Source organism: Acinetobacter proteolyticus, from assembly GCF_000367945.1.
In the GTDB taxonomy this organism is placed as follows: domain Bacteria; phylum Pseudomonadota; class Gammaproteobacteria; order Pseudomonadales; family Moraxellaceae; genus Acinetobacter; species Acinetobacter proteolyticus.
In genome coordinates this window covers 627,480-640,893 of the sequence record NZ_KB849179.1, presented here as the reverse complement: position 1 = coordinate 640,893, position 13,414 = coordinate 627,480, and the positions used below count along the sequence as shown (strand labels likewise).

The 13,414-nt window shown below is 44.4% G+C and carries 9 protein-coding genes; 1 reads left to right on the top strand and 8 read right to left on the bottom strand.

Features of this window, described 5'->3' with window-relative positions; all coding sequences use genetic code 11:
- Nucleotides 1-76: 76 nt before the first annotated feature.
- From F993_RS13895 to F993_RS13910, 4 genes are all read right to left on the bottom strand, one after another.
- Complete coding sequence (locus tag F993_RS13895; protein WP_004653244.1) at nucleotides 77-1,129, bottom strand: beta-keto acid cleavage family enzyme; 1,053 nt, start codon at nucleotides 1,127-1,129, stop codon at nucleotides 77-79.
- Nucleotides 1,130-1,189: 60 nt separating this feature from the next.
- Nucleotides 1,190-2,038: a TauD/TfdA dioxygenase family protein gene (locus F993_RS13900; RefSeq protein ID WP_004653243.1), complete on the bottom strand. Its 849-nt coding sequence runs from the start codon at nucleotides 2,036-2,038 to the stop codon at nucleotides 1,190-1,192.
- Between the two features lie 11 nt (nucleotides 2,039-2,049).
- On the bottom strand, nucleotides 2,050-3,036 hold the full coding sequence (locus F993_RS13905) for a quinone oxidoreductase family protein (protein WP_004653242.1): 987 nt from the start codon (nucleotides 3,034-3,036) through the stop codon (nucleotides 2,050-2,052).
- 145 nt (nucleotides 3,037-3,181) lie between these two features.
- On the bottom strand, nucleotides 3,182-4,090 hold the full coding sequence (locus F993_RS13910) for a LysR family transcriptional regulator (protein WP_004653241.1): 909 nt from the start codon (nucleotides 4,088-4,090) through the stop codon (nucleotides 3,182-3,184).
- Between the two features lie 247 nt (nucleotides 4,091-4,337).
- Between F993_RS13910 and F993_RS13915 the strand changes: the two genes are divergently transcribed.
- The gene (locus F993_RS13915) at nucleotides 4,338-5,483 is read left to right on the top strand and encodes a YbfB/YjiJ family MFS transporter (RefSeq protein ID WP_004653239.1); all 1,146 of its coding nucleotides are present in this window, start codon (nucleotides 4,338-4,340) and stop codon (nucleotides 5,481-5,483) included.
- 25 nt (nucleotides 5,484-5,508) lie between these two features.
- On the opposite strand, the gene mobA is transcribed toward F993_RS13915, so the two are convergent.
- The 4 genes from mobA to nirB form a co-directional block, all read right to left on the bottom strand.
- Nucleotides 5,509-6,135: a molybdenum cofactor guanylyltransferase gene (mobA, locus tag F993_RS13920; protein WP_004653238.1), complete on the bottom strand. Its 627-nt coding sequence runs from the start codon at nucleotides 6,133-6,135 to the stop codon at nucleotides 5,509-5,511.
- Complete coding sequence (locus tag F993_RS13925; protein ID WP_004653237.1) at nucleotides 6,132-8,912, bottom strand: nitrate reductase; 2,781 nt, start codon at nucleotides 8,910-8,912, stop codon at nucleotides 6,132-6,134. The genes mobA and F993_RS13925 overlap by 4 nt, the downstream gene beginning before the upstream one ends.
- Before the next feature lie 319 nt (nucleotides 8,913-9,231).
- Nucleotides 9,232-10,851, bottom strand: a complete 1,620-nt coding sequence (gene nirD, locus F993_RS13930) for a nitrite reductase small subunit NirD (protein ID WP_004653236.1) — start codon at nucleotides 10,849-10,851, stop codon at nucleotides 9,232-9,234.
- 11 nt (nucleotides 10,852-10,862) lie between these two features.
- Nucleotides 10,863-13,409: a nitrite reductase large subunit NirB gene (gene nirB, locus F993_RS13935; protein ID WP_004653235.1), complete on the bottom strand. Its 2,547-nt coding sequence runs from the start codon at nucleotides 13,407-13,409 to the stop codon at nucleotides 10,863-10,865.
- Nucleotides 13,410-13,414 lie beyond the last annotated feature (5 nt).

The following is a 13,414-nucleotide window of genomic DNA, read 5'->3' as shown; positions in this document are numbered from 1 at the left end:
GTACGTGGCTTGCTATTTGAATACGCTTGCTGAGTACTGCATTTTATTGTGACGTTCAATCCATTGCTGCTCTGGCTTAATGGCGCTGAGGCACACCTTTCTGTTTTGGTTGACGGTTTGGCGACATGCCATTGGCCTGCAAAGTTTCTTCAATACTTTGATATTGCACTCCAATCCGGTAGATTTCTCGTGCCTCAGGGCCTGTTGCCACTTCACGGCCTAATTCATGTGCAATACGTACAGTTTGCTGAATTTGCTGTACAGATGAGAAACGCTGACCACGATGATCGATAATGGTATCTTCATTACCAACCCGTGCATGAAAACCCATCGCCATCGACATGGTATTGAATGGCAATACATTTTTAAGCAATGATTCCGAAGTCAGTGTGCAGCCATCTGGTACACGGTGAATAAAATTAAAGAAGTTAAATGGATTTGGTCCATCGAATCCGCCACCAATGCCAATCCAAGTTAAATTCAATGGTCCCATGTATAAGCCTTTACGTACCATCCGTTCTAGGGTCTCTAGGCCATGCATTCCTGTCAGTTGAAAATGTGGTTGAATATTATTTTGGCAAAGGCGTTTTAAATGCTCTGCCACCCATGCTGGTCCAGCTGGCACAGTCATTTCAGCATAAGCTTCCTGAATTGCAGGATGTGCCAAAGATGTGCCTTCCAGATATTCTGGATAGAGCAACTCCATGATGTTCATTTGGGTGGTGTTAATTGCGACCGTGACCTGATCTGGTTTTGGTGTTAATTCAGCCAGCATATGACGGGTATCATCACTGAGCCACAAAGCCGCTTCACCTTCGCTTTCAGGTGCAAAGGAGATCGATCCACCGACCTGAATAATCATCTCGGGTACGGCTTCACGCACCCCGGCAATCAGTTCATTAAACTTGGACAAGCGTTTAGAACCTTTACCATCCAGTTCACGTACATGCAAATGCAGCACTGTTGCACCAGCCTCATAGCATTCCACCGCTTTCTGAATCTGCTCATCCATGGTCACTGGAATATCTTCTGGAAAGTCTTCTGGCATCCACTCTGGGCCATAGGGTGCAACGGTAATGACCACTTTTTCCATATTTTCTGGGTGCAAAGAATCATCAAAGAATTGCATGTGCATCTCCTGTTTGTATTTTATAAAACGCTATTAAGTTAAAAAGTTTGGATCTGAAATTTAATAGGTCGCATCACCGACGATACCTGCCCGTTCCATTTTGCGATGGCACGGCGGGTAATCCATCACGGCATAATGTTGGGTACTACGATTATCCCAAATGGCGATGCTATTCGGCTCCCAACTCCAGCGCACCTGATATTCAGGAATTGCTGCTTGGGTAATTAAGTAACGCAGTAAATCTCCAGCACCCGGATTGGCATCCTGCCCAAAACGCACGCGATCTTTAGTGTGGTAGTTACTAAAATGGGTGGTGAATGCATTGACGTAGAGAATCTGCTCGCCTGTCTCTGGATGTGTTCGTACCACAGGATGCTCGGCGTCGGGAAACTGTGCCTTCAATGCCAGACGTTTTTCGATGGGCATGGCAGCCCCAAAACTGGCTTCGATACTGTGATAGGCACGTAAAGGTGCGATTTTTTCCTTGATATCGTCATGCAGATTTTCGTAGGCCATGACCATATTGGTCCACATGGTATCGCCGCCAACGGGTGGGCATTCCACACACCGCAATACACAGCCCATCGGTGGAATTTTGCGCCAGCTGGCATCGCTATGCCACGCATTCTCATACCGGTCAATCGGACTGTCAGGATGTTTATAAATTTGCACCAAACCTGGGTGATCAGGGTGACTACCCACCGCAGGGTGATCCTCCAACGGCCCAAAGCGTTCGGCAAAAGCCACATGCTCAGCCCGTGTCATCTGCTGATTACGCAAGAACACCACGCGATGTTTCAGCAATTGCGCCCGAATTTCAGCAAATAATCCATCATCATGAATCGCATCGGCTAAGTGGACACCACGTAGTTCTGCGCCGATATTGCAAGTTAACTGTTCAATTTGCATCAGAAATCCCTTCAAATTACAAAAATGGATGAGCCTATGGTTTTGCGTGCTTCCAGATCACGATGGGCTTGTACGGCATCTTCAAGTGCATAACGATGGTTGATCTCGATTTTGATACGCCCACTGCTGACATGATCAAACAGCTCCTTGGCCAAGGCTCTTTTTTCTTCTGGATCGGCGATATAATCGGCCAAAGCAGGACGGGTGATAAACAATGAACCTTTCATTGCCAGTAACACAGGATTAAAGTCAGGAATTGGCCCTGATGCCGTACCCACGCAAACCAATAAGCCTCGGCGTTTGAGCGAGTCTAATGAGGCCATAAAGGTATTTTTACCCACACTATCAAAAACCACATTGACCCCGATGCCATCGGTCAATTCACGTACCCGTTCCGCTACATTTTCATGGCTATAATTAATCACATGATCACAGCCATAGGCACGTGCCACGGCTGCTTTTTCAGCCGTAGAGGTAGTTCCTATCACGGTTAAGCCTAACAGTTTAGCCCACTGCGAAACGATTAGCCCCACACCACCTGCGGCTGCATGTAATAAAATGCAATCACCAGCTTTAAAGTCATAGATACGACGCATCAGATACGCTGCCGTTAAACCACGCATGGTCATTGCAGCCGCAGTTTCACAGGAAATATCGTCAGGGAGTTTGATTAATGCATCTGCGGCAATAAGGCGTTCGGTGCTATAAGCGCCAAGCGTATTCAAAAATCCGGTATAGGTGACGCGATCACCCACTACAAAATCGGTTACGCCATCACCGACCGCTTCGATAATGCCAGAGGCTTCAACACCCATACCATTTGGTAAGGGAATCGGATAAGTCCCATCGCGGAAATAGGTATCAGCATAATTAAGGCCCACCGCTACGTGGCGTAGACGTACTTGACCAACCGCAGGTGCACCGACTTCGATGTCCTCATAGCGCATCACCTCTGGTGTCCCTGTTTCGTAGAACCGTATCGCTTTATTCAACGTCATTTTCCTATCCATCTTGTATTTTTATTCAGTGCCGAAGCAATATGACTAAAAAATACAATACTCAGGAGAACGTCGACTTTACTTAACACGACACGCGCATCACCTTTGGCGACAAATACACAATCGACATGATTGTTTTATAGGATTACATAAAGCTGCTGGATTCTTCCTCAAGCTGCTGATTCATGCCTTTCACATGCGCAATAAAATGATGCATATTGGTTGCCCATGTACTCATATCACGATGTGCAATCAGGTAGGTATTGATCTGGGCTGTAGCTGAGTCAATGGGATGAATCTTCACACTTTGGGCAAAATGAGATTGCTGTACATAGCTGATCGGTAAAATTGCAAGGCCAACATCTAGACTGACACAGCTGATAATGCCATCTAGGCTGCCCATTTCAATTACATTGGCTGCGGGTAAATGATGTGCAGATAAGAACTGATCAATCGCTTTGCGGTAACTACAACCTTGTTTAAAGGCAATAAATTTCTTTTGAATCAGATCGTCATTTGTAAGTCGTTCAGGTACATGCTTTGAAGAAATAAGCACCAATTGCTCAGTCCAGACATGTAAATTAAACATCCCATCAATCGGTGCATGATGTGCTACAAATGCACAATCCAGCTTGGATGCATGGACCAAATCAATCAAATCTCGTGTGGGTGCGGTCGATAATGTAAAAGGAAAATCTGGGCTGTGCTGTTGTAAATCGCGGATCAACGCTGGCAGTCGAACCGCAGCCGTGGTTTCCATACTCCCAATCGCTAAAGGAAAACTGGCTATCAGCTGATTATGGGAAAACGTGTCTAACAGCTCTTTTTGTAGATGCAGCATTTTTTCAGCATAACCATACAGTTGTACTCCAGCTCTGGTCGGTTGAATTGGATTCTGCCGATGTAGCAATTCGGCATTCAATTCTGTTTCCAGTTTTTTGATATGACTGGTGACATTGGATTGTACGGTATAGAGCATTTTTGCCGCCTCGGAAAAACTGCCTAACTTCACCACCATCATAAAAATTTCTAAAGATTTAATCTGCATCGCCATCACTATTAGAGATAGTTGGTATCAATTCAAATCATTTTACATGATTAATGCTGCCTGTTTAAATGCTTATTCGCTTCTCAAGACCTAAAGGTGATTCAAACCATGTCTGCAACTAAGCTGTTATTTTTAATTTGTATTTTGAGTTTTTTCAGCTATGGACTTTATTTACTTGACTATAAATTTCTTGGCAAAGCACAAGCTCTAGAGCACATCAGTCATAGCGACTAATTGTAGGAGTAAACAGGTCATGACTGAGCTAGCAAAAAACAGAAACAGTGCCCTACAAACAGCAATCAGTGCAGCGCTGATTATGGCAATTGGCATGGGTTTCGGGCGCTTTGCGTTTACCGCGGTCTACCCGCATATGATTGATGAAGGCATCATCAATCTACAGCATGCCAGTTTGGCTGCTTCTGCGAACTATGCGGGCTATCTGTTGGGTGCTTTATTTGCGATCAAGATGAAACCCCAGCAGAGTTATCTCGGTAGTATTGTTGCCACAATGGGTACCGTATTTTGTCTGATTCTGTTGAGCTGTATTAACACAATTAGCCTGATTATCTTGATTCGCGGTTTGGCTGGCATTTTTAGTGCTCTCGCGATGGTGTCCGTCTCATTATGGCTACTCGAACAGCAGAAACAAACACATCAAGCCCCTATTTTATATGCAGGGGTTGGTCTCGGGATTGCCCTTTCTGCCGAGCTTTTGGTTTTCGTCACACATCTCAGTTGGCACAGCAAACTACTGTGGTTATTGCTCGGCATATCCAGTCTGATCCTTGGCTGTATCGCGATGTTTGGTTTATCACGGGCTCAACCGAATACTGTTGCAACTCATGAGATATCAAGTACAAATCGCAAAGTACCCCATGCCTACGCTCTGATTGTGATTTATGCCTTGGCAGGTTTTGGCTATATCATTACCGCAACCTATTTACCCTTATTGGTCAGAAATGCCCTGCCGAATCTTGATGCTGCACAGATCTGGGCAATCTTTGGTTTAGGTGCGATTCCTTCCTGTTTTTTCTGGCATCGCATCCATAGCAGCTTTGGTACACAAGTCGCTTTATCTTCTAATTTAGGATTACAGGCTTTCGGTGTTGTATTGCCCGTCCTTCTACCAACGACTTTAGGTTATTTACTTAGTGCATTCTTGGTCGGTGCAACCTTTATGGGAACGGTGACCATTGTCATGCCGGTGGCACAGCGTATCGCTCGCCAAGCACAAAATAATTTAATTGCCTTGATGACTGTTGTTTATGGCTTAGGTCAGATCATTGGCCCAATGCTATCAAATGCTTTATTTTCTATTCATCACACATTCAACAGTTCATTGCTGGCTGCATGTTCTGCTTTATTCATTGCCACAGCGATCAGTCTAAAAGCAATCTAATTGAATGGGGTAAATTAAGCAAAGATTAGTCTGAAAACATCTGCTTAAAGGCTTTCATTTGTTTGTATTGCTGCAATTCATCCAAGGAGTTAATACTATGACAGAACAGGCTTTGCTTTTGAAAATGTACCACTTGGGCATTTAGTTGCTTAAAACATTCACGTAAGCTTAAACGATCCTCAGCAATCGCTTGTCCCAACACCGATATACTTTCTCGCTTAAGTAAACAAAATGGATATAAAGCATCTCCATTGATATTGACATAAGCCACTTGTGCCTGCGGCTGCTTTTGCAAAGCACGATGCAGTTTGAGCACAACCTGATTGGGAATATAAGTCACATCACAGGGAATGAATAAAGCATAGTCGGCTTGCAAATGTGACCATGCACTTTTCATCCCCATCAAGGGTCCGAGAAAACCATTTTGGTCATCTGCATAACACTGAATATCAGGTTCAATCTGTTTATATATCGAGTTATCACGGTGGCTATTCACCCAAATGTGTTGAACCTGAGTCTTAAAATATTCACAGATTTTTAACAGTTGAATCTGATCATCAAACTGTTGCAGCAGCTTATTCATGCCATTCATACGGCGGGCTTGCCCTCCCGCCAAGATCACCAGATCTGTAGCGGGATATTCTGTATTCATGCTTCTGCCTCCAATTGACAGGTTTTAATCAAGCCGCGAATCTCAGGTAAACAAGAACCACAATTGCCACCCGCTTTTAAACAGGCCGTGACTTGTTTTTCATGCGTGATCTTTTGCGTTTTAATGGCTTCGATAATCTTATTTTTACCCACTTTAAAGCAACTACAAACCAGTGGTCCATCATTATTTGCAGCGGACATCGGCATACCCGCCAACAGAGCTTTACGATGCAAAGCACTTAAACGTTCACGTTTAAATAGACTCGCCACCCAATCCCGATTTGGCAATAACTCAGCCGGTGCAATATATAAACTGGCAATCAGGATACCGTCTTTTAAAATCACACTATGACTGAGTTGCGATGAAATATCTTCAAGGCTTAACCATTCATAGGTTTCATCGACAAAAGGCAGGAAGCTTTTCAGATTCTTTTGGGTCTCATCAATACTGTGACGATCAGCAATTTCATAACGGATGGCTTTTGCAGTTTTGATTTTGGTCCACCATGCACAACGTTGTAAAGATGCTTTAATCTGATGTTCAAAGCCTTCACGGACATAGAGTACCCCTTGCCATGTGGTATGGAATGGCTGAATGGCTACAGGGGTATGTTTAAACTCCGGCTCTCCTGAAATCGTATCCACCACAGGATTGACCACTTTACCAATCCTTGCATCAGAAGCCACCTGCTCAGTCCAGTGAATTGGGGCAAAGATTTGGCCACGGCGCACACCTTGTGCCAAAGTCACCCGCAACACACAACGGCCCCATTCCGAGCGAACCTCAACCAAAGCTTTATCACGGATACCAAATTTTAATGCATCATTCGGATGAATCTCACAAAATGGTTCAGCGCGATGCGTGGTGAGGTTTGCCGATAAACCCGTACGGGTCATGCTATGCCATTGGTCACGGATACGTCCTGTATTCAGTACCAATGGATAATCTTCGGAGATGGCATGCACTGGATCAATGGCAACGGTAGGAATCAGCTTGGCTTTTTTGTTGTTATGACTAAAACTGCCTCGATCAAATAACTGTTCAACAGCAATGCTTTGCCCTTTCTCCCACACAGGCCATTGGATTGGGCGTAAATGGTTATATTCATCCAGACTTAAATTCATTAAACCTTTTAAATTGAAATAGCGGAAGTTTTCAACTTGGTCGCGTTGATCAACACTGGCATTTTGATAGGCCGATAAAGCCGCGTGTTCATTAAAAATGTCACAGGCATTACTAAACTCAAAACCTGAAAAACCAAGTTTTTTTGCAACTTCTGCCACCGCCCACCAATCCGCTTTGGCTTGTTTTGGCGGATTTAAAAAGGCACGTTGCCTTGAGATACGGCGTTCAGAATTGGTGACCGTACCATCTTTTTCTCCCCAACCTAATGCAGGTAACAAGACATCGGCATAGGCTGTGGTATCGGTATCTGCACAAATATCGGAGACTACGACAAATTCACATTTTTCCAAGGCGCGTTTGACTTGATCTGCATCGGGTAAGCTCACCACAGGATTGGTTGCCATAATCCAGATGGCTTTAATTTTGCCACTTTCTACCGTTTGGAATAAATCAACGGCTTTTAAGCCGGCTTGCTTGGCAATCACAGGACTGTTCCAAAAGCTTTGGACTAAATTTTGATGAGAAGGATTATCCAGATCTAGATGTGCTGCCAACATATTGGCCAGTCCGCCAACCTCTCGACCGCCCATGGCATTGGGTTGACCGGTCATTGAAAATGGAGCTGCACCTAATTTGCCAATTTTTCCCGTCAGTAAATGACAGTTGATAATGCTATTGGCTTTATTGACTCCTTGAGATGATTGATTGACGCCCATCGAAAACAAGGAGATGACTTTTTCTGTTTGAGCAAACTTATCAAAAAACAGCTGTAATTTTTCTGCGGATATTCCAGTTCGTTTGACTAAAGCATTAAAATCTTGCTCACTTTCACTCGCCGCTAACAGTGCCGCTAAACCTTCGGTATAAGTCTCTACAAAATGATGGTCGATGTAATCATGATGGTAAAGATGCTGAAACAGACCATTAAATAACGCCACATCCTGACCCGGTAAAATTGGCAAGTGTAAATCTGCTTGCTCGCAGGTACTGGTAAAACGAGGATCGATCACCACCACAAATAAATCTGGATTCTTGCTCTTCGCCTGCATGATGCGTTGATATAGTACGGGATGACACCACGCCGTATTGGAACCAACCAGAACCACCATATCCGTATGTTCAAAGTCTTCATAGCTGGCAGGCACGATATCCTCACCGAAGGCACGTTTGTGCGCTGCAACCGCAGACGACATACATAGACGTGAATTGGTATCAATATTGGCAGTGCCCAAATAGCCTTTCACAAACTTATTCACCACATAATAGTCTTCAGTCAGCAACTGCCCTGAGACATAAAATGCAACGCTGTCTGCTCCATATTGATCAATACACGCTTGGAACTGCTCTGCAATTTTCTCAATTGCCTGATCCCATGTCGTGACTTGACGATGGTTTTTACGGCCAAACATGGGATGTAAGACACGAGTTTCCATGCCTAAGGTATCGGCTAAATTACTGCCTTTAATGCAGAGTCGTCCAAAGTTTGAAGGATGATCCAGATCACCCGCAACTTGTACCGTCGTGCCATGCGATTTAGGTTGGACACTGACATCCACGCCACACCCCACGCCACAATAGGGACATGTTGTTTTTGTAATGATTGTTTCTGTTTGATCGGAGCGACTGTGTTCTAAATTTTGAATACTGTTCATGACTGCCCCTTTTACCTAGTTAATCCGCTGAACTTTACACTCAACTAAAAAATCATTCTGAGTTCTTCTCCAGTTTCAGCTTATGGACAAACCTTCTAAAACTAGATTTTTCTCATCACACACTATCGTGACAGGCGGCATGGATGCCGCCTTGTTGAGCTGCGGTAGCATGGATGTACCGTCAGCTTAACAAAGGATTTTTGTTACTTTTCATCCTTGAAAAGTAAGGCAATGCCTTTACAACAATTATCTGCTCATACATTACATATGCGGCAATGCCATTCATCCTTAACCTATTCTTCTCGAATGGGGTCAGCTTTCACCCTGCCTTTTTCATTGCAAAATCCTTACCAAATAACAGCTTATTTCTAAAAGTAGAAACAGGCGTTTGATCTGCAATCAACTCGGCATACCACATCCCATCTTCCGTATCACCAAATAGAACCGCACCAATCACTTTGTCCTTTTGGATAATGATGCGTTTATAAATTTGACGCTTATCATCATTGAGGATGATGTCTTCATAATCTTCTTTTGGTTCAAAGTTTCCAGCCGAGAATACATCAACCCCACTGACTTTTAACTGCGTTGGTACGGTCGGCGATTTAAAAGTTAAGCTGCCATGTTCAGCCAAATGCGTTGCACAGATAAAGGCTTGCCCCCATAACGGCTCAACTAGACCAAAGGTTTGATTACGATGTTCGATGCATTCACCTACCGCGTAAATACTTGGATCAAAAGTTTGCATGGTGTCATTCACCAAGATGCCACGGTTACAACGCAGCCCAGCACTTTGGGCCAAGGTAATATTCGGACGAATCCCGACCGCAAAAATCACTAAATCAGCATCTAACACAGTTCCATCTTTAAGTCGGACTTGACTGACATGACCCTCTTCACCAATCAACGCTTCAGTATTCGCCTCGGTAATGATATTGATGCCCTTTTGCTCAATACTATGGTGCAACATGCGACTGGCACGTCCATCCAACTGACGTTCCATAATTCGATCCATCAGGTGCAGAACCGTGACATTCATGCCACGTTGTTTCAGTCCATACGCTGCTTCCAGACCCAGCAAACCACCACCAATCACCACCGCATTCTTTTTGGTTTCGCAATATTTAATCATGGTGTTGACATCATAAATATCACGGAAGCTAATTACGCCTTTTAAATCCACGCCTTGTACAGGTGGAATAAACGGTGATGAACCTGTGGCAATGATCAAACGATCATAATCAACGCTTTCACCTTTCTCGGTATGTACCACTTTACGGGTACGATCAATCTTAATTGCAGGGTCATCGGCAATAAATTGAATCCCTTTGTCGCTGTACCACGCATGTGGATGCAACATGATGTCATCAATGGTTTTTTCACCTGAAAGCACTGGCGATAGCATAATCCGGTTGTAATTGCCCCAAGGCTCCTCACCGATCACGGTGACATCATAACGATCTGGTGCCATATCCAATAAGTCTTCTAGGCAACGCATCCCCGCTAGACCATTGCCAATCAGCACCAGTTTCAGCTTTTCTTGAGCGGCACCATTGTTGGTAATATAAGTCTTTTGCGGAACAGACCCGACCCAAACACGACCATTTTCAATTTTGGTTGGGAAAACCAACAGCTTTTGATCTTTATCTTCCAAACAACGGCCCGTCGCTAAGCTGAAATGTTGTTTATAAATCGGCGATGCAATCACACGCTCACCTTGTAAATCACCAATGATGCCGCGACACATCACATTGGCTTGGCTGAAGGGATCTTTATTGCTGAGCGCATAAATTCGCTTTTCATGCCCGACACGGAACAGTGCAACCGATTGACCTTCAATTAGTGCCCCCACACCCGTATTCGGTGTAATATCTTCCAACGCACACACCTCGACCCATTGATTTTCTGGCAGCATATCGATGTTCTTTAAACTGGTCATTTGAGTTCTCCTTATGCTTCAACCATTGAGATACGATCGACTGAACGTTCAGCGTCATTCAAAGGGCGAATCTGATCACGTACTTGGGTAAATTGAATATGTGGGTCAGCTTGCTGTTCTGCACTAGCATTGATATAAGTTTGGAAACGTTTACGAATCTCAGGGTCTTCAACCGCAGTACGCCATTCATCTTGATAAGTGCCAATCACATGGCTCATACGGCTTTCAAGCTCTTCAGCCAATCCTAAGGAATCATCGACAATCACTGATTTGAGATAATCCAAACCGCCTTCCATATTGTCACGCCATACGCTGGTACGTTGTAAACGATCTGCGGTTTGGATATAGAACATAAAGAAACGGTCGATATAACGAATCAAGGTTTCGGTATCAAGATCTGATGCTAATAGCTCGGCATGGCGTGGTTTCATACCACCATTTCCACAGACATACAGATTCCAGCCTTTCTCGGTTGCAATCACCCCAACATCTTTACCTTGGGCTTCGGCACATTCACGGGTACAGCCCGACACCGCCATTTTCAATTTATGCGGTGAACGTAAGCCTTTATAGCGATTCTCAAGTTCAATCGCTAAGCCCACAGAATCATCCACCCCATAACGGCACCATGTGCTACCCACGCATGATTTCACGGTACGTAAGGATTTACCGTAAGCATGACCAGATTCAAAACCTGCTGCGTTGAGTTCCTCCCAGATAAACGGCAGTTGATGAATTTGCGCACCAAATAAGTCGACACGTTGTCCACCGGTAATTTTGGTATACAGGTTATATTTTTTGGCAATTTGACCGACAGCAATTAAGCCATCTGGTGTGACTTCACCACCTGCCATACGCGGAACAACCGAGTAAGAACCATCTTTTTGGATGTTACCAAGATAATAATCGTTACTGTCTTGTAGGCCCGCATGGCTTGGTTCAAGTACGAAATCATTCCAGCACGATGCCAAAATATTGGCCGCCATTGGCTTACAAATATCACAACCTAGTCCATGACCGTGTTGGTGAATCAAATCATCGAAGGTCTTGATTTCATTGACACGAACCAAGTGATAAATTTCTTGGCGTGAGTATGGAAAGTGTTCACAGACGTGGTTGTTCACTGTTACGCCTTGGCGTTGTAGCTCAGACTTCAACACTTGTGTGACTAAAGGTGCACAACCACCACAGGCTGTCGCTGCTTTGGTACATTTCTTCAAAGCACCAAGTGAGGTTGAACCGTCACAAATCGCTTGGCAAATATCCGCTTTAGACACGTTATTACACGAACAAATGGTGGCGCTATCTGGCAATAAATCTACGCCGCTGCCGCCTGCTTTCGCACCTGAATCGGCAAATCCTGGCATGATCAAGCTTTCAGGCGTTTCTGGTAGCGCCAGCCCATTCAGCATCATTTGTAGCAGGTCATTATATTCTTTGGCATCACCGACCAAGACCGCACCAAGCAACTTGGTTTTATCTGCATCGACCACGATCTTTTTATAAACTAAGCTATCTTCATCGGCATAGAAATAGCTAAGTGAGTTTGGTGTCATAGCATGCGCATCACCGACAGAGGCAACATCCACCCCCATCAATTTCAACTTGGTGCTCATATCGGCACCAGCAAAACAATGGGTTTCTTCGGCTAGGATATGTTTTGCGGCAATGCGTGCCATGTCATAACCGGGTGCAACCAGACCATAGATTTTGTTATCCCACAGCGCACATTCACCAATCGCATAGATATGTTGATCTGAGGTTTGGCAGTAATCATTGATTTTAATCCCACCACGCTCACCCAACGCTAAACCACTCACCCGCGCTAATTCATCACGTGGGCGAATCCCTGCTGAGAATAAAATGATGTCTGTTTCCAGCTCGCTGCCATCTGCAAACTTCATGATGTGCGTCGTGCTATCACCCGCTTCAATACATTGCGTGGCTTTTTGGGTATGGACTTTCACCCCAAGATTTTCAATTTTACGGCGCAATACCTTGCCACCGAGATCATCAATTTGTACCGCCATCAAACGCGGAGCAAACTCCACCACATGCGTTTCCAGATTTAAATCACGCAATGCTTTGGCTGCTTCCAGACCTAATAAGCCACCACCAATCACCACGCCAGTTTTGGCATTTAAGCTTGCAGCACGAATAGCATCTAAATCTTCAATGGTACGATAGACAAAACAGTTTTCACGATCATTGCCTGAAATCGGTGGAACAAAGGCATAAGAACCTGTTGCTAAGACCAATTTGTCATAATGAATCACATCGCCAAAGTTGGTGGTCACCGTTTGCTCAGCTGCATTAATGTCTACCGCTTTGGTATTCAGTCTTAAATCAATACCGTGCGCGTCCGCAAAATCAAAACGAGCCAGTGATAAGTCTTTGGCTGTTTTGCCAGAGAAGTATTCAGTCAAATGGACACGGTCATAGGCAATACGTGGCTCTTCAGCAAGAATGGTAATTTCTAATTCATCATCCGCTTTCTCTAAGATGGCTTCGATGAATTTATGCCCCACCATACCGTGACCAATCATCACTAATTTCATTGTGT

Excerpts from the sequence above, each read along its gene's own strand:
- F993_RS13895 (WP_004653244.1), bottom strand. The coding sequence starts at position 1,129 with ATGCAATTCTTTGATGATTCTTTGCACCCAGAAAATATGGAAAAAGTG.
- F993_RS13900 (WP_004653243.1), bottom strand. The coding sequence starts at position 2,038 with ATGCAAATTGAACAGTTAACTTGCAATATCGGCGCAGAACTACGTGGT.
- F993_RS13905 (WP_004653242.1), bottom strand. The coding sequence starts at position 3,036 with ATGACGTTGAATAAAGCGATACGGTTCTACGAAACAGGGACACCAGAG.
- F993_RS13910 (WP_004653241.1), bottom strand. The coding sequence starts at position 4,090 with ATGGCGATGCAGATTAAATCTTTAGAAATTTTTATGATGGTGGTGAAG.
- F993_RS13915 (WP_004653239.1), top strand. The coding sequence starts at position 4,338 with ATGACTGAGCTAGCAAAAAACAGAAACAGTGCCCTACAAACAGCAATC.
- mobA (WP_004653238.1), bottom strand. The coding sequence starts at position 6,135 with ATGAATACAGAATATCCCGCTACAGATCTGGTGATCTTGGCGGGAGGG.
- F993_RS13925 (WP_004653237.1), bottom strand. The coding sequence starts at position 8,912 with ATGAACAGTATTCAAAATTTAGAACACAGTCGCTCCGATCAAACAGAA.
- nirD (WP_004653236.1), bottom strand. The coding sequence starts at position 10,851 with ATGACCAGTTTAAAGAACATCGATATGCTGCCAGAAAATCAATGGGTC.
- nirB (WP_004653235.1), bottom strand. The coding sequence starts at position 13,409 with ATGAAATTAGTGATGATTGGTCACGGTATGGTGGGGCATAAATTCATC.